The organism is Denitratimonas tolerans (assembly GCF_037203605.1).
GTDB classification, from domain to species: Bacteria; Pseudomonadota; Gammaproteobacteria; order Xanthomonadales; family Xanthomonadaceae; genus Denitratimonas; species Denitratimonas tolerans.
The window spans coordinates 19818-35641 of record NZ_JBBDHC010000010.1; the positions used below are offsets into that span (position 1 = coordinate 19818).

Here is a 15824-nt window from a genome sequence, read left to right on the forward strand (position 1 = left end):
CGCCCGATCAGCGCCCGCGTCGCGACAGTTTGCCGCAGTCGTTCCCGAGGCGTCTGGATTCGGTTTGCATCGTCATCGTGCCGATCGACTGGCCTTGCATCCGCGCCTCGGTGGTGTGGTGGCTGGGGCTGTGCAGGGTGGTGGTGAAGTCGCCCTGCATCTGCGGCTCGCTGCAGGTTACCCGCCCGCTCCAGGTATTGCCCTTCTGCTGCACGCGCGAGTAGACGCATTCCCCTTCCTGCTGCCCTTCGCGGATCGGGCCGGCCTTGGCGTCTTCCGGGGTAATGCACACGCGAAAGGACATGCCTTCCCCGCCGGTGCCGAGAGCGACGCCGGCCCCCGCCATCTGCTGCTCCATCATCTTGCGAACCTCAGGCGGCAGGTTCTTGAGCTGCTCCTGCATTTGTGCCATCTGCGCGGCAACGGGGCTGGAACCATCGGGCGAGTCCATCTTCGTGCGGAACTCCCACAGCCCAGGTTCGATTTCATTGGCCAGAACGGCCGGGCACACGGCGATCAGGGCGAGGGAGAGCAGTGCGCCCAGCAAAGGCGTGCGGCGGAGGCGGGTGTGCGGAGCGGTGGAATGGTGCATGGGTCGTTCCTCGGTCGGGGTGGGTGTGCGGCCAGGATGGCGCATGGAGGCCGGAGGCGCTGCTGCGGACAGTGCCGGCTTGGTGTCTGTTACGGAGCCGGGTGCGGAAACCGGACACGCGCCGGCGGTGGACGGAGGTTTCAGGAAACTTCGGGATGCCCGTGGCGGCCTTGCGGGCGTGCGATCACGCCGCGTCCATACGCAGCGGCAGGCGCACCGTCACTTCGATGCCTTCGTCGGTGCGCTCGCTGGAAAGCCCGTAGCCGGGTCCGTAGAGCTGTGCGATGCGCGCGGCTGCGTTGACCACGCCGACGCTTTGCGGGGACTGGTCGTCGCAGCGGCTGTGGTCGCGCACCCGGATGATCAGGCTGTCGCCTTCGGATCGCACGATCACCCGCACGGCGACCAGGGTCATGGCGGGGTCGTCGCCGTGGCGCAGGGCGTTTTCCACCAGCGGCTGCAGCAGGAATCGCGGCAGAATGGCGCGCGCCAGTTCGGGCGGGGCGTCCACCTGCACGAACAGGCGCTCGGCGTAGCGCAGCCGCATGATGTCGAGGTAGAGATCGAGCACGCGCAGTTCGTTGGCCAGCGTGGTTTCGTGCGAGGCGTCGCTGGCGAGGGAGTGCTTCAGCAGCGCGGTCATGCGCGCGATCATTTCCTCGGCCGCCTTGGGATTGGCGTACACCAGCTGCGTGATCGTGCGCAGGGTGTTGAACATGAAGTTCGGTTCGAGCTGACGCTGCAGCGCCAGCAGCTGGGCCTGGGTGAGCTCGGCGCGCAGTTCGACGGCCTCCAGCTCGCGGTTGCGCGCGCCGCGGTAGCGGTCGATCACCGTGGTCAGTGCGGCGACCACCGCGTACACGATCAGCCCGGTCGGCAGCGCCAGCAGGTAGCGGTTGGGCGACAGCGCATAGTTGCCTGCACCGAGAACCCCCGGACTGGCGATGAGCAGGTCGCGCAGCAGGTAGGTTGTCGTGGTGTGGACGAATCCGACCGCCATGGCGATCAGCAGTTGCAGCGGCAGATGGGTTTTCCAGCGCGCGCCGAACGGCGGCCAGCGCCGCACCGCCCACACCATCACCGGCACCAGCAGCGCCGCAGTGAACGTGCCGGTGGACTCCTCGATCAGGACGCGCAGCCACTCGCCGGCGCGATCGTTCGCCAGGCGGCCCAGGTAGCGGTCCAGGAAAAGCAGCAGGCTGATCGCCGTGGCCATCGCCAACAGCCCGCCCCAGAGCTGGGTCGGGGTGAAACGGCGGCGGTGCCGCGTGGGCGCAGGCGCAGAGGGCACGCGGGCTACCGGTTCGAATCCGGGCCGGGCACGAGGCGGGCCCGTGTCGGAGGGCGCAGGGCAGATCGGAGCGGCATGGCGATGATCGGGAGGAAAGGCCGCAGCATAGCGCGATGGGTGTTGCCGTCGGGGAAACGGTGCCCGGGGTGGTTGTGGATCACCAGCCGGAATCCTGGATCAGGCGGCGTGTGGCGTCGTCCGATGGCCTCGCCACCAGGCCGCCGCGCCCGCCCAGGGTGACGGTGAAGCGCGCGCCGTCGCGCATCGGCAGGTAGGCCGCGCTGCCATGGTGGGCATCGACGAAGGGCAGCCAGCGCGGGAACTGTCCCTTGAGCGCCCAGAGGTCGGGCAGGGTACCGGCATCGAGCGCATGAACGCTGCGCTGGGCCTCGCGCTCTTGCGTGATATCGCGATAGCGCCCTGAAACCCGCTCCACGCGGTACAGCGGCGGCGCGCCGGCGAGCACCGCCGGCAGTTTCCAGGAGAGCACCCTGGCGTCGAGCTGCCATTCGTCGCCGGCCAGCTCGACGCGCTGCTCGCGGCCATCGGCCGTGGTGATGCGCGCCTGGAAGCGCTGCGGCGCGATTTCGCTGAACGCAAGCTCGGCCACCGTCACTTCGCCCTCCAGCGCCAGATAGTGCCGGATCGAAAGGCCCAGGCCGATGAGCCCCAGCGCGGCCAGGCCAAAGCCCAATGCCAGCAGCACCCGCACGCCCGCACCCAGCGCCGCGCGCCGGTGCCTGCGCCGCCACGCGCCGGCAATGAAGATCAGCGCGAAGATCGCGCAGGCGAGTGCCGGGATCAGGACGAACAGGGACGGCGACATGGCAGGCCCGGGTGTGGAATGACGCGATTATACTGGCACCATGAAAATCATCCCGCGCATCCTCCTGCTGTGCCTCCTGGTCCTCGCCGCGTGCGCCTGTGGCAACAAGGGCGACCTCGTGCGACCGACCGGATCGGCCACGTCGCTTTCGTCGTGATCCCGCGGCCTGTGCCACTGCGTTTTTCCAAGATGCATGGTGCCGGCAACGACTTCGCCATCGTCGACCGGCGCGCCGGCCCGGTGGATCTGCCGCCGGCGCGCGTGGCGCGCCTCGCCGATCGGCATCGCGGGATCGGTTTCGACCAGCTCATCACCATCGATCCGCCGCGCGATCCCGGTGCCGTGGCGGGCTACGCCATCTTCAACGCGGACGGCAGCCGTGCCGGCCAGTGCGGCAACGGCGCGCGCTGCGTGGCGGCGTGGCTGCTGCGCGAGGAGGCGGCCCGCGCCGACGGATTTTCGCTCGATGGCCCGGGCGGGCGCGTCGCGGCGCGGATCGAAGGCGAAGGCATCGGCATCGACATGGGGATTCCCGATTTCGCGCCAGCCGCCGTCGGCCTTTCCCGGCCGGAAGCGGATCGCTACGTCTTCAGATTCGGCGATGAAGCGGTCGAAGTCGGCGCGGTCTCGATGGGCAACCCGCACGTCGTGATCGAAGTGCCCGAGGTCGCCGTCGCGCCGGTCGAGCGCATCGGGCGCGTGTTGCAGGACGATCCGGCCTTTTCCGACAGTTGCAACGTGGGCTTCGCCCAGGTGCTCGATGTCGACACCATCCACCTGCGCGTGTACGAGCGCGGCGTGGGTGAAACGCTGGCCTGCGGTTCGGGAGCCTGCGCCGCGGTGGCGGTGCTGGCGCGACGCGGCCGCGTGGGCGAGCGCGTCGCGGTGCACCTGCCCGGCGGCGTGCTGCACGTCCGGTGGCCCGGCCCGGGGTACGCCATCCACCTGGCCGGGCCGGCCGAGTTTGTCTTCGAGGGAGAGTTCCTGACATGAGTGATTCCGCACGACGCGAGCTCGCCGCCGGCGACGTGGCCGCCTGGCTGCGCGAGCATCCCGCCTTCTTCTCGCAGTACCCGGATGTCGCCCTGGCGATGGACGTGCCGCGCGAGGACGGGCGCACCACCTCGCTGGCGAGCTATCAGCTGGACGCACTGCGCGAGAAGAACCGCGAGCTCAACCGGCGTCTGCTCGAGCTCTACGGCATCGCCAACGAGAACGAGCGCCTGACGGTGCGCACCCACCAGCTCACCCTGGCGCTGCTGCGCGCGCGCAGCCTGCCCGAGACGCTGGCCACGCTGGTGGCCACGCTGCGCGAGGATTTCAGCAGCGAGTGGGTACGGGTGGTGCTCGTGGGTTCGCGCGATGGCGTTCCGGAAAGCCCCTGGTGGCGCGTGCTGGCACCCGGAGATGCGGCGCTCGCGCCGTTTGCCGATTTCCTGGCCGGCGAGGAGCCGCTGTGCGGACGTCTGCAGCCGCCGAAGATGGGCGTGCTGTTCGGCGATGACGCCGGCAAGGTGCAGTCGACCGCCCTGCTTCCGCTGGGCCGGCACGGCCTGCTCGCGGTCGGAAGCAGCGATGCCAACCGCTTCTATCCGGGCATGGGCACGCTGTTCCTGCGCCTGATGGCCGAAGCCCTGGCGGCGGCGCTGTCGCGCTACGACGCCTGAGCGGCGGAGGCTGGCGATGGCCACGGCAGGCGAGCGCGATCCGGACGACACGTTCGCCGTGGCGGACGCGCTCGCCGCCCCCGTGCTGACGTATCTGGATGGCCTGCGGGTGGAGCGCGGCTATTCGCCGCACACCCTCGCCGGCTACCGCCGCGACCTCGCGCGCCTGGTCGGATTCGCGCGCCGGCGCGGCCTTGCGCAGTGGCGCGCGCTGGATCCCGAACAGATGCGCGGCTTCATCGCCGCCGAGCACCGCCGCGGCCTTTCCGCCACCAGCGTGCAGCGGCTCCTGTCCTCGTGCCGCGGCTTCTTCGGCCACCTCCTGCGCGAAGGCGGACTTGCGGCGAGCCCCGCGGCCGACCTGCGCGCGCCGCGCGCGCCGCGCAAGCTGCCGCAGGTGCTCGATGCCGACGAAATGAGCCGGCTGCTCGATTTCCCCACCCTGACGCCCGAGGACGTGCGCGATCGCGCCATGCTGGAACTGCTCTATTCCTCCGGCCTGCGCCGCGCCGAGCTGTGCGGCCTGCGCTGGGGAGATCTTCAACTGGAAGAGGGCCTGGTGCGGGTGCGCGGCAAAGGCGGCCGCAGCCGCGATGTACCGGTCGGCAGCAAGGCGCGCGAGGCGCTTTCGGCGCTGCGCGCGCTCGGTGCCGCCACGCCGGCGCAGCCGGTGTTCAAGGGCGCGCGCGGCGGGGCGATCGGCGAAGCCCTCGTGGGCCGGCGCATCAAGGCCGTCGCGCAGCGCCAGGGCATCGACAAGCGCGTGTATCCGCACCTGTTCCGCCATTCCTGCGCCAGCCACGTGCTGGAATCCTCCGGCGACCTGCGCGCGGTGCAGGAACTCCTCGGCCACGCCGACATCGCCACCACCCAGATCTACACCCACCTGGATTTCCAGCACCTGGCGCGGGTGTACGACGACGCGCATCCGCGGGCGCGTCGCCGCAGCCGCAGCGAGGACGGTTGATTTGCGCCGCGCAGGCCGCATATCCAGAGCCTTCGATCCTCGGGAATACCGACCGTGAGCCAGACCGATACCTTCCACGCCACCACCATCGTTTCGGTGCGCCGCGGTGATCGCGTCGTGATCGGCGGCGATGGGCAGGTCACGCTCGGCAACACCGTGGTCAAGGCCAACGCGCGCAAGGTGCGCCGGCTGGCGAACGGCAAGGTGCTGGCGGGCTTTGCCGGTGCCACGGCCGATGCCTTCACTCTGTTCGAGCTGTTCGAAGCCAAGTTGGAAAAGCACGGCGGCCAGCTGGTGCGCGCGGCGGTGGAAATGGCCAAGGACTGGCGCACGGATCGCCGCCTGGGCCGGCTCGAAGCCATGCTCGCGGTGGTCGACAAGGAGGCCTCGCTGCTGATTTCCGGCAACGGCGACGTGCTCGAACCCGAAGATGGCCTGATCGCCATCGGCTCGGGTGGCCCCTTCGCCCAGGCCGCTGCCCGCGCCCTGATCGAAAACACCGACCTGGACCCGCGCCAGATCGTCGAGCAGGCGCTCAAGATCGCCGGCGACATCTGCATCTACACCAACCACAATCGGACGATCGAGGAGCTGTGATTGGGGATTCGGGATTCGGGATTGGCTAAACCCCGTTCCGACCGACCCCCGCTCTTCCAAATCCCCGATCCCCAATCCTCAATCCTCGCAAACACCATGACCCCACGCGAAATCGTCAATGAGCTGGACCGCTGGATCGTCGGCCAGAACGCCGCCAAGCGCGCGGTGGCCATCGCGCTGCGCAACCGCTGGCGGCGGATGCAGCTCGATCCGGATCTGCGCCGCGAAGTGACGCCCAAGAACATCCTGATGATCGGCCCCACGGGTGTCGGCAAGACCGAGATTGCGCGCCGACTTGCGACGCTGGCGAACGCGCCGTTCGTGAAGGTGGAGGCCACGCGCTTCACCGAGGTAGGCTACGTCGGAAAGGACGTCGAGCAGATCGTGCGCGACCTGGTCGATACCGCGGTCAAGATGCAGCGCGAGCAGGCCAAGACGCGGGTGCGCAATCAGGCCGAAGACCGCGCCGAGGAGCGTATCCTGGATGCGCTCCTGCCGCGCCGCAGCGATTCGGCCGGCTGGCCGCAGGACGAGTCCGCGCAGGGCGATACCCGGCAGAAGTTCCGCAAGCAGCTGCGCGAGGGCAAGCTCGACGAACGCGAGATCGAGCTGGAGACGGCCGTCAACGTGGGCGTGGACATCATGGCTCCGCCGGGCATGGAGGAGATGGGCCAGCAGCTGCGTCAGATGTTCTCCCAGCTTTCTGGCGTCAAGACCCAGAAGCGCAGCCTGAAGATTTCCGCCGCGCGCCCGTTGCTGATCGAGGAAGAGGCCGCGCGCCTGGTCAACGAGGACGAGATCCGCGAGCAGGCGATCGAAGCCGCCGAGCAGAACGGCATCGTCTTCATCGATGAGATCGACAAGGTCGCCAAGCGTTCGGAAGGCTACGGCGCTGACGTCTCGCGCGAGGGCGTGCAGCGCGACCTCCTGCCGCTGGTGGAGGGCTCCACCGTCAGCACCAAGTACGGCGCGGTCAAGACCGACCACATCCTCTTCATCGCCTCGGGTGCCTTCCATGTGGCCAAGCCCTCGGACCTCATCCCCGAGCTGCAGGGCCGCTTCCCGATCCGGGTCGAGCTGAGCTCGCTGTCGCGTGACGATTTCCGCCGCATCCTGACCGAGCCGCACAGCGCGCTCACCCGCCAGTACCAGGCGCTGCTGGGCACCGAGGGGCTGAGGATCGAGTTCACCGCCGATGCCGTCGACCGCCTCGCCGACATCGCCTTCACCGTCAACGAGACCACCGAAAACATCGGCGCGCGCCGCCTGCACACGGTGCTGGAGCGGCTGCTCGACACGCTTTCGTATGAAGCGCCGGACCGCGACGGCGAATCGGTCACGATCGACGCCGCCTACGTGGATCGCACCCTCGGCGGGCTGGTGCAGGATCAGGACCTGAGCCGCTACATCCTGTGAGCACGCCTCGCCCCACCGACCTCGTGCTGCACCGTGCCGCCCGCACGCTGGAGGTCGCGTTCGATGACGGCACGCGCTTCGACCTGCCGGCCGAGTACCTGCGCGTGCATTCGCCCTCGGCCGAACTGCAGGGCCACGGGCCGGGGCAGAAAGTGCTGCTCGGCGGGCGTCGCCAGGTCGGCATCGTCGGGATCGAGCCGATCGGCAACTACGCCGTGCTGCTGCGCTTTTCCGACGGCCACGCCAGCGGCATCTACAGCTGGGAAACGCTGCGCGAGCTGGGCCGCGACCGGGAGGCCAACTGGGCCGCGTATCTGCGCGAGCTGGAGGCGGCGGGCCTTTCACGCGACCGCTGATGCCGCGCGCCTGACGTTTTCGCGTCGCTGCGGTAGATTGCCCGTCATGGCCGGCGAGGCAACCCAACTTCTGCACGACTGGCGGGCCGGCAGCCTGGAGGCCCGCGATCGCCTCGTGGCCCTGCTTTACGGCGAGCTGCGCGGCTTGGCCGCGCGCCAGTTCGGCCGCGAGCGCGCCGACCACACTCTGCAGCCGACCGCCCTGGTGAGCGAGGCCTACCAGCGTCTGGCAGCGCTCGAGCGCATCGACTGGCGCGATCGCGCGCACTTCATCGGCGTGGCCGCGCGGCTGATGCGCGAGATCCTGATCGACCACGCGCGCAGGCACCAGGCGGAAAAGCGCGACGGCGGCCAGCGCGTGACGCTGTTCACCAACCTTCCGGCGCAGGAGGGCGCGCTGGACGCGCTGGCGCTGGAGCAGGCGCTGCAGCGGCTGGAGGCGCTGGCGCCGGACAAGGCGCGCGTGGTGGAGCTGCGCTTCTACGGCGGATTGTCGATCGAGGAAACCGCCGAGGTCATGGAGATCTCCCCGGCCACGGTGAAGCGGCACTGGCAGGCGGCGCGCGTCTGGCTGTTCGATGCGCTCGGTGCGGAGCGTTCCGGCGCCGGCGGCGGGGAGAGCGGGCCGTGACGGTCACGCAGGTGCTGGGCGAGGACGGCGACGAGCGTCGCGCGCTCGAGGTGCTCGATCAGCTCCTCGACCTTCCGGAGCGCGAACAGGAGGCCGCGCTCGCCGCGCTTTCGCTGCCGCCGGCGCTGGCGCGGCGGGTGCGTTCCCTGCTGTCGGTGCAGGCGCGCGCGGCGGATCTTTTCGATACCGCGCCCAGCCCCTCGGCGCGCGTACACCCGGGCCTGCCGCAGCCGGACGAGCGCATCGGGGTCTACCGCATCGAGCGTCCGATCGGCGCCGGCGGCATGGGCGCGGTGTTCCTGGCCTCGCGTGACGACGGGCTGTTCGAGCAGCGCGTGGCGATCAAGCTGGTGCAGCCGATCCATCCGTTCGTCGATGCGGACTGGCAGCGCGGCGTGCTGGCGCACTTCGAGGAGGAGCGCGCCATCCTCGCCCAGCTCCAGCATCCCAACATCGTGCGCATCATCGACGGCGGCCAGACCGACGCCGGCCTGCCGTACCTGGTGATGGACTACATCGACGGCGTCGACCTGATGCGCCATTGCCGCGAGCAGCGGCTGGAGCTGGCCGACCGCATCCGCCTCTTCTGCCAGGTCTGCGAGGCGGTGCAGGAGGCGCACCGCCACCTGATCGTGCATCGCGATCTCAAGCCGGGCAACGTGCTGGTCGACGCCGGCGGCACGCCGCACCTGCTGGATTTCGGCATCGCCAAGCTGCTCGATCCGGTGCGCGCCCAGGGCGCGCCGGAAGATGAAACCCAGGCCACCCTGCTGGGCGCGATGACGCCGGCCTACGCCAGCCCCGAGCAGCTGCGCCGACGCCCGCTCACCACCCGTTCGGACGTCTATTCGCTCGGCGTGATGCTCTACCAGATGCTGGCCGGAAAGCGCCCCTACCAGACCGATTCGCTCACGCCGGCGGAACTGGAGCGTGCGATCTGCACCACCGAGCCGCCCAGCGTCTCGCGCGCGCTGCGTGATGATGACGCGTCGCCCGGGTATCTCGAGATGCCGCGCCAGATCGCGCCGGATCTGGAGCGCATCGTCGCCAAGGCGCTGCACAAGGAACCCGGGCGGCGCTACGGCTCGGCGCAGGAGCTGGCGGACGACCTTCGCCGCTATCTGGCGGGCCAGCCGGTGCTGGCGCAGCCCGATTCGCTCGGCTACCGGATGCGCAAGTTCGTGGGGCGCCATCGCGCCGCCACCGCGACGGCGGCGGTCGCGCTGCTGCTGATCCTGGGCGCCGGCGCCACGGCCCTGGTGCAGGCGCACCGCGCGCGGCTGGCCGCGGCCGACGCGCAGGAGATCAACGCCTTCCTGATGGAAGTCCTGACCGAGTCGAGCGTCGATCACGCCGGCAGCGAGGTGGGCCTGGGCGACGTGCTGGAAGCCGCGGGCGCGAGGATCGATGCGCGCTTCGCGCAGCGACCGGAGATCGCCGCCGGCCTGCGCCACGCGCTGGGCAACAACCTGCTCAACCTCAACCGGCTCGAAGCCGCCGGCAGGCAGCTGGAGGCGGCGCTTGCCGAGGCGAAGATCGCCTTCGGCCCGTCCAGCCTGCTGGCCTGGCAGATCTCCGACAGCCTCGCGCTGCTGCGGGTGGATCAGGGCCGCTACAGCGAGGCCGCGACGCTGCTGGAAGAGGTGCTGGCCGGCGTTCGCCGCAGCGGCCAGCGCGACACCCCGTTTTTCGTGCGGGCGAGCAACAATCTCGGGTACCTCTACATGGAGCGGGAGGAATACGCGCAGGCCGAGCCGCACGTGGCCGCCGCGCTGGCCGCGATCGAGCAGGGCGGCGTGGAGATTCCCCGGGATGAATACAGCAGCCTGCTGACCAACCAGGCGCAGATCCTGCACGGACTGGATCGGCGCGAGGAGGCCGATGCGCTGTACCGGCGCGCCTACGACATCCTGCGGACGGAGTATCCCGAGGCCACCCGGGAAATGGCCATCCAGCTCAACAACCGCGCGCTGCTGCTGTCCGACATGGGGCGGCGCGAGGAGGCGCTGGAGCTGGCGCGCGAGTCGGTCGAGCTGCGCCGGCGCACCTATCGCGGCGATCACCCGATGGTCGCCTTCGGGTTGACCAACCTGGTGGGCATGGCGCTGGGAGCGGGCAACCTGGACAAGGCGCTGGCCGCGGCGGAAGAAGCCGTGGCGATGGCCGAACGGCTGGAGGACACCCGCAGCGACATCAAGGTGCTCGCCCAGGCCGCCCTGGCCCAGGCGCATCTCGCGCGCGGCGAGCCCGCGCCGGCGCGCGCCGCGCTGGCGCGCGCCAGGCGGGCCCTGGACGAGATGCCGGAAGTCTCGCCGCGCGCCAAGACGACCCTCGACAGGCTGGAGTCCGCGCTGCGCGACCGGGAGGCGCGGGAGTGAGCCGGAGGCCCGGTCCGCGCCCCGCGCCGCGCCATTCGGCGGAGTTTCCCGGAGCGCGTCGGTGCGGGTGCTGATCACCGGCGCCTATGGCTTCATCGGCATGCACGTCGTGGCGGCGCTGCTGCGCGCCGGACACGTGCCGGTGGCCGCGGTGCGCGGTTCGCGCGCCGCCATGCCCGGCATGGACTCGGTGGCCTGCGACTTCACGCGCGACGTCGATGCCGCGGCGTGGCGCCCGCGGCTGGCCGGGATCGACGCGGTGGTCAACTGCGCCGGCATCCTGCGGGAAGCGCGCGCGGGCGACTTCGAGCGGGTCCACGCGACGGTGCCGCTGGCGCTGGCGCAGGCCTGCCGGGACGCCGGCGTACGCCGCCTGGTGCAGGTATCCGCGCTGGGCGATCCGCGCGACGCCGAGTTTGTCGCCTCCAAGCACCGGGGCGACGAAGCCATCCTGCGCAGCGGCATCGACGCGGTGGTGCTGCGCCCCTCGGTGGTCTATTCCACGCGCGGTTCCTACGGCGGCACCACGCTGCTGCGCGGGCTCGCGGCGCTGCCGCTGATCCCGCTTCCCGGGCGCGGCGAGGCGCGGCTGCAGCCGCTGGATGCCGAGGATCTGGCAGCCGCGGTGCTCGCCGCGCTGGAGCGTCCCGAGGCGGCCGGCCAGCGCCTGGAGCTGGGCGGCCCGGAGGCGATCACGCTGCGCCGCTACCTCGGCCTGTGGCGGCGCTGGCTGGGAATGGGCGAGGCGCGATTCATTGCGGTTCCGCGCGCGCTGGCGCGGCTCGGCGCGCGGCTGGGCGAAGCGTTCGGGCGCGGGCCGCTGGGCATGACGATGTGGCGCATGCTGGAGCGCGGCAGCGTGGTTTCGGATGCGTCGCTGTCGCATAGCCGGGCGGTGCTGGGGTGGAACCCCGCGCCACTGGAAGTGGCGCTTGCGCGCGGCGCGGCCAGCAGCGCGGACCGCTGGCAGGCGCGAACCGTGTTCCTGCGGCCGCTCCTGCACGCGGCGCTGGCGCTCACCTTTCTCGCCTCGGGCGCGGTCGGCCTGATGACGCCCGTGGCGGCGGTGGAGTCGCTGTTCGAAGCCGGCGGGCTGCCGCAATCCTGGGCCGGTCCGCTCGCGCTGGGCGGAAGCCTTGCCGACGTCGCGCTGGGTCTGTGGCTCCTTCTCGCGCGCCGCCCGCGCCGCCCGCTGGTCGCGATGGCCGCGCTCGTGGTCGGCTACACCGTCTGCATCGGCGCGCTGCTGCCGGGCGTCTGGCTGGACCCGTTCGGGGGGCTTCTGAAGAACATCGTGGTCCTGGTCGCCATCGCGATCGCCGCGGCGGGGGCGGAGCGGCAGTAGTGGAGTTCCTGCTCGTCAAGACGTTGCACATCCTCTCCTCCACGGTGCTGTTCGGCACCGGGCTGGGCACGGCCTTCTTCCAGTGGATGGCGTACCGGCGCGGCGAGGTGGCGGCGATCGCGGTCACGGCGCGCCACGTGGTGCTGGCCGACTGGCTGTTCACCACTCCGGCCATCATCGTCCAGCCGCTGACCGGCTTCTGGCTCCTGCACCTGATGGGGCTTTCCTGGGGCGCATCGTGGATCCGGCTCTCGCTCGGGCTCTACGCGCTGGCCGGCGCGTGCTGGCTGCCGGTGGTCTGGATCCAGTATCGGCTGCGCGCCCTGGCCGAGGCCGCGGACGCCGCCGGCGCGCCGCTTCCGCCGTCCTACCATCGCCTGATGCGTCTGTGGTTCGCGCTGGGCTGGCCGGCGTTCGCGGGCCTGGTGGCGGTGTTCTGGCTGATGGTGGCCAAGCCGGGGTGACTGGAATGCGTACGCGTAACGCCATCAAGTTCCGGCGGCAGGCCGCATTGCTCGCTGGCGCGCTTGCGTTGGCCGGCCTTCTTTTCAGCGTGTTCGACGGTTCTGAGGGAGGGAAGGGGCGCCAAGACGGTGCAGAATCCGGTGTCCGCCAGGAGGGCGGCCAATGGACGAACCCGCGCCTGGACAGGACATACCGTTGGCAGGGGTGAGCATCGATCGCTCCGTTGATCCGACTGCGGTGCGCCCGCCGCTACCCATGCCGGAAGCCGCGCTGCCGCTGGTCGAACAGATGGATGCGCTGGAGCGGCTCGCGCAGGCAGGTGATCCGGACGCGGCGTGCCGCCTGTTCGTCGGGACGCGGCGCTGCCGGATGGTCGAACAGCGCCTGCGCCGCGCCGAACAGATGCAGGCGCATCTGGAGCGTGGGGAGGCGCCCCGGATCAGCGAAGACATGGCCGTGCTGTCGATCGCCAACGCGCTGGAGCAAACCCGCGCCCTGGCGTCGTGGTGTGAAGGCGCCGACCCGGCGCGCTTTCCCGACGCGGACGCCTTCGCCGAACGCGCCTTCAGCCGCATGAGCTCGGCGCAGAAGGTGCTGCTCGTGATGTCGCGACAGGACGGCAGCATCGCCAGGATGCCGCGACATTTTGGTTCGCCGGGCGGCCTTGGCGGCAGCACCGGATTCATCTACCCGCAGTTCCTGTCGGACCACGGGCGCGCCGCTCTCGAAGAGGGCGTCCGGCAGGCCAACCCGCTGGCGCTGGAAGGCATGATCATGCTTCACAGCCCGGCGTGGATTCCCGGCGGCGAGGAGACGCCCCGCCTGTCCATGCCCGACCGCAGGCGGTTCGCGCGCTACGCGCTGCTGATGACCCGCGTATTCGGGGAGGACGAGGTGGGCCCGGCGGTGGGCGGCGTGCTTGCCCGCAGCCTTGCGTCCATGGGAGCTGACGAGCGGGCGGAGGCGGAGCGGTGGGCCGATCGCGAGGCCGCGCGCTGGCGGGCGCAGGCGTCGAACGGGATGGCGCCGGCCGAAGGCGGTGAATCGCAGGCGGGTGAAATCGCACGCGGCTGCGAGAGTTTTCCCTGAGGACCGCGGGCGGCTCGAGGGCGCGCTTGCGATGACCCGCCTCGCGCCGCGGCGCGACGGGTTGCAGGTTCTGGATGCCCCACGAAAAAGCCCCGCCCGGCGAGGCCAGGGCGGGGCGGGGTAATCTCTGCTGCGGACCGTCAGCCGCGCTTGCGGTAGGGCGCGAGGCTCGAGATGAGGCCACCGAGCTTGCCCGACAGCGCGGACTCGGCCTGGCTGTCGGCGTTGAGCGTGGTGAACTGCACCTTTTCGCTGAGGCCGCCGCCGATCGAGCTGCGGTCCGAGGTGCGGTAGGCGCGCACGGTGAGGGTGGCGGTGTAAAGCTCCGAGGTCCGGCCGTAGTAGCTGAGCTGCTGCGAGCCGACCGGCTCGGCGCGCACCACCACGGCCACGGTGGCCGAACGGCGCAGTGCGTTCAGCGCGCTGGCGAGGTCGCTGCCGCCCACGCCGAGCACCTCGGCGTCGACCAGGTCGAAGCCGGCGGCGGCAAGGCGGTTTTCGATGCGGCTGCGCGCCGGGCCGGAAATGGCCGAATCGCCCAGCGCGATCACCGCCACGCGCTGCGGGACGGGTGGTGCCACCGGGCGCGGTGCCGCGCTGGCCACGGTTTGCGTCTTGGGCGCGACGGGCGCGGCTGTCGCCGGCACGGTGGTTGTCCCGCCTTCCCCCGGAGAAGGTGTCGCGGCGACGGATGCCGCAGTAGCCGGGACCGTCGCCAAGACCGCCGGCGCAGCGCTGGCGGTCGCCATGGGTGCCGGTACGGCTTCCACTTCGATCACGGTCGAGGCGGTGGCGGCCTGATCCTGGAGTACGACCTGGGCGGGCATCTTCGGGTCAGCCGCCGCCACCGCTGCAGCCTCGGCGGCCAATGCGGCGGAGGCGTTCGCCGCGGCCTCATCGGATGACGTGGGCGCGGCATCGGCCGCCAGACTGGTGCCGATCGGGTTGCTGGCCTTGCCGGTGTTGCGGCCCGCATCGTAGGCGCCTTCCGTGCGTCCGGCGAAGCCGTCGCCGAAGCCGCGCATGAAATCCACGATCTGGCCGCGGAAGGCGAACGCGCCGCCGGCGACCGACAGCACCAGCACGGCGGCGATCGCGAGCGGGATCCAGGCCGAGCTGCGCTGCGGCACCGGACGCTCCAGCACCGAGGGCCGGGCCTGCGCGCTGGGCGTGGTCGCGCGTACGGGAATTGCCGGAGCGGACTGCGCCGGCGTTGCGCCCGAGCGGACCACCGGCGGAGGCGTCACCTTGCGCGCGGTGGACCTGGGCGCGGGCGTGCCGATGACGGTCGCGGCATCGGGGACGAGGGCCGGACGCGCGAGCTTGACGGTGCCGCCGCGCGCCATCAGCGGATGCGCCTCGAGCGCCGCCGCCAGGTCATGGCAGCTCTGGAAGCGCTGCTCGGGCTCCTTGGCGACCATGCGTACAAGAATCGCCGCGGTCTGGGCGTCGACCTCGCCATTGAGCTCCTGGATGTTCGGAATCTCGGCCTTGACCACTTCCAGCATCAGGCCCAGCGGGCTTTCATCGCTGAACGGGGTGCGCCCGCTGAGCATCTCGAACATCACGATGCCGAGCGAAAAGATGTCCGAGCGCTGGTCGATCGGCTTGCCCAGGCACACTTCCGGCGAGAGGTAGCCGGGCGTGCCGACGAACTCGCCGGTGGTGGTGAGCTTCTTCGAGACGTCCTTGGTGGCCAGCGCGATGCCGAAGTCGGCGATCTTGACCTGGCCGCGGTCGCTGAGCATCAGGTTGCCGGGCTTGATGTCGCGGTGGATCACGCCGCGGTCGTGCGCGGTGGCCAGGCCCTGCGCGGTCTGGTGCAGGATGCGCAGGGTGTTCTCCACGCCGATCTTGCCGTCGCGCTTGAGGATGGCCGAGAGCGACTCGCCCTCGACGAATTCCATCGCGAAGAACGGCTGCGAGGTCGCCTCGTCGGTTCCGATGTAGTAGATCTGGATGATGTGCGGGTCCGACAGGGCCGCCATCGAGCGCGCCTCGCGCAGGAAGCGTTCGACCAGCTGCGGATCGTGCGCGAGCGAGGGCGAAAGCTCCTTGATCGCCACATGGCGGTTGAGCGCCGGCTCGAAGGCGCGGTACACCACGCCCATGCCGCCGCGGCCGATCTCCGATTCGATCTCGTAATGCCCCAGGTGCGTCTTCATGCTCGCCTCGACTGTCTGTTCCGGTTCGCCGCCCGTCCA

The 15824-nt window shown here is 70.7% G+C and carries 16 protein-coding genes; 12 read left to right on the plus strand and 4 right to left on the minus strand.

What is annotated here, in order from left to right:
* Window positions 1-7: 7 nt before the first annotated feature.
* The 3 genes from WB794_RS08175 to WB794_RS08185 all read right to left on the minus strand — a co-directional run bounded on the left by WB794_RS08175 (window position 8) and on the right by WB794_RS08185 (window position 2709).
* A complete protein-coding gene (locus WB794_RS08175; protein WP_337335363.1) occupies window positions 8-592 on the minus strand; it encodes a DUF3617 domain-containing protein in 585 nt (194 codons plus the stop codon).
* A gap of 184 nt (window positions 593-776) precedes the next feature.
* Complete coding sequence (locus WB794_RS08180; RefSeq protein WP_337335364.1) at window positions 777-1883, minus strand: sensor histidine kinase; 1107 nt, start codon at window positions 1881-1883, stop codon at window positions 777-779.
* 157 nt (window positions 1884-2040) lie between these two features.
* The gene (locus tag WB794_RS08185; protein ID WP_337335365.1) at window positions 2041-2709 is read right to left on the minus strand and encodes a hypothetical protein; all 669 of its coding nucleotides are present in this window, start codon (window positions 2707-2709) and stop codon (window positions 2041-2043) included.
* Between the two features lie 40 nt (window positions 2710-2749).
* On the opposite strand from WB794_RS08185, the gene lptM reads away from it, so the two are divergent.
* The 12 genes from lptM (at window position 2750) to WB794_RS08240 (ending at window position 13620) form a co-directional block, all read left to right on the plus strand.
* Window positions 2750-2866 carry an LPS translocon maturation chaperone LptM gene (gene lptM / locus WB794_RS13520; RefSeq protein WP_415926669.1) on the plus strand — a complete coding sequence of 39 codons (117 nt, stop codon included), beginning with the start codon at window positions 2750-2752 and terminating at the stop codon, window positions 2864-2866.
* Window positions 2867-2898: 32 nt separating this feature from the next.
* On the plus strand, window positions 2899-3702 hold the full coding sequence (gene dapF, locus WB794_RS08190; RefSeq protein WP_337335419.1) for a diaminopimelate epimerase: 804 nt from the start codon (window positions 2899-2901) through the stop codon (window positions 3700-3702).
* Complete coding sequence (locus WB794_RS08195; RefSeq protein ID WP_337335366.1) at window positions 3699-4376, plus strand: DUF484 family protein; 678 nt, start codon at window positions 3699-3701, stop codon at window positions 4374-4376. Before dapF ends, WB794_RS08195 begins: the two co-directional genes overlap by 4 nt.
* Window positions 4377-4392: 16 nt before the next feature.
* Entirely contained in the window at window positions 4393-5343 is a 951-nt protein-coding gene (locus WB794_RS08200) for a tyrosine recombinase XerC (protein ID WP_337335367.1), read from the plus strand.
* Between the two features lie 45 nt (window positions 5344-5388).
* Complete coding sequence (gene hslV / locus WB794_RS08205) at window positions 5389-5940, plus strand: ATP-dependent protease subunit HslV (RefSeq protein ID WP_415926670.1); 552 nt, start codon at window positions 5389-5391, stop codon at window positions 5938-5940.
* Between the two features lie 96 nt (window positions 5941-6036).
* The gene (gene hslU / locus WB794_RS08210) at window positions 6037-7356 is read left to right on the plus strand and encodes an ATP-dependent protease ATPase subunit HslU (RefSeq protein WP_337335369.1); all 1320 of its coding nucleotides are present in this window, start codon (window positions 6037-6039) and stop codon (window positions 7354-7356) included.
* A complete protein-coding gene (locus WB794_RS08215) occupies window positions 7353-7712 on the plus strand; it encodes a gamma-butyrobetaine hydroxylase family protein (RefSeq protein WP_337335370.1) in 360 nt (119 codons plus the stop codon). The genes hslU and WB794_RS08215 overlap by 4 nt, the downstream gene beginning before the upstream one ends.
* Window positions 7713-7758: 46 nt before the next feature.
* On the plus strand, window positions 7759-8343 hold the full coding sequence (locus tag WB794_RS08220) for a sigma-70 family RNA polymerase sigma factor (RefSeq protein ID WP_337335371.1): 585 nt from the start codon (window positions 7759-7761) through the stop codon (window positions 8341-8343).
* Window positions 8340-10721, plus strand: coding sequence for a protein kinase domain-containing protein (locus WB794_RS08225; RefSeq protein WP_337335372.1), 2382 nt, complete (start codon window positions 8340-8342; stop codon window positions 10719-10721). Before WB794_RS08220 ends, WB794_RS08225 begins: the two co-directional genes overlap by 4 nt.
* Before the next feature lie 61 nt (window positions 10722-10782).
* On the plus strand, window positions 10783-12066 hold the full coding sequence (locus tag WB794_RS08230; protein WP_337335373.1) for an NAD(P)H-binding protein: 1284 nt from the start codon (window positions 10783-10785) through the stop codon (window positions 12064-12066).
* Window positions 12066-12530 carry a DUF2269 family protein gene (locus WB794_RS08235; protein ID WP_337335374.1) on the plus strand — a complete coding sequence of 155 codons (465 nt, stop codon included), beginning with the start codon at window positions 12066-12068 and terminating at the stop codon, window positions 12528-12530. The genes WB794_RS08230 and WB794_RS08235 overlap by 1 nt, the downstream gene beginning before the upstream one ends.
* Before the next feature lie 163 nt (window positions 12531-12693).
* Complete coding sequence (locus tag WB794_RS08240; RefSeq protein ID WP_337335375.1) at window positions 12694-13620, plus strand: hypothetical protein; 927 nt, start codon at window positions 12694-12696, stop codon at window positions 13618-13620.
* A gap of 140 nt (window positions 13621-13760) precedes the next feature.
* Here the strand turns inward: WB794_RS08240 and WB794_RS08245 are convergent, their stop codons facing one another.
* Complete coding sequence (locus WB794_RS08245; RefSeq protein ID WP_337335376.1) at window positions 13761-15785, minus strand: serine/threonine-protein kinase; 2025 nt, start codon at window positions 15783-15785, stop codon at window positions 13761-13763.
* Window positions 15786-15824: the final 39 nt, after the last annotated feature.

Bases quoted from the DNA above. Each gene is read 5' to 3' on its own strand.
- WB794_RS08175 (WP_337335363.1), bottom strand. From the start codon at position 592: ATGCACCATTCCACCGCTCCGCACACCCGCCTCCGCCGCACGCCTTTG.
- WB794_RS08185 (WP_337335365.1), bottom strand. From the start codon at position 2,709: ATGTCGCCGTCCCTGTTCGTCCTGATCCCGGCACTCGCCTGCGCGATC.
- lptM (WP_415926669.1), top strand. From the start codon at position 2,750: ATGAAAATCATCCCGCGCATCCTCCTGCTGTGCCTCCTGGTCCTCGCC.
- dapF (WP_337335419.1), top strand. From the start codon at position 2,899: ATGCATGGTGCCGGCAACGACTTCGCCATCGTCGACCGGCGCGCCGGC.
- WB794_RS08195 (WP_337335366.1), top strand. From the start codon at position 3,699: ATGAGTGATTCCGCACGACGCGAGCTCGCCGCCGGCGACGTGGCCGCC.
- WB794_RS08200 (WP_337335367.1), top strand. From the start codon at position 4,393: ATGGCCACGGCAGGCGAGCGCGATCCGGACGACACGTTCGCCGTGGCG.
- hslU (WP_337335369.1), top strand. From the start codon at position 6,037: ATGACCCCACGCGAAATCGTCAATGAGCTGGACCGCTGGATCGTCGGC.
- WB794_RS08220 (WP_337335371.1), top strand. From the start codon at position 7,759: ATGGCCGGCGAGGCAACCCAACTTCTGCACGACTGGCGGGCCGGCAGC.
- WB794_RS08240 (WP_337335375.1), top strand. From the start codon at position 12,694: ATGGACGAACCCGCGCCTGGACAGGACATACCGTTGGCAGGGGTGAGC.
- WB794_RS08245 (WP_337335376.1), bottom strand. From the start codon at position 15,785: ATGAAGACGCACCTGGGGCATTACGAGATCGAATCGGAGATCGGCCGC.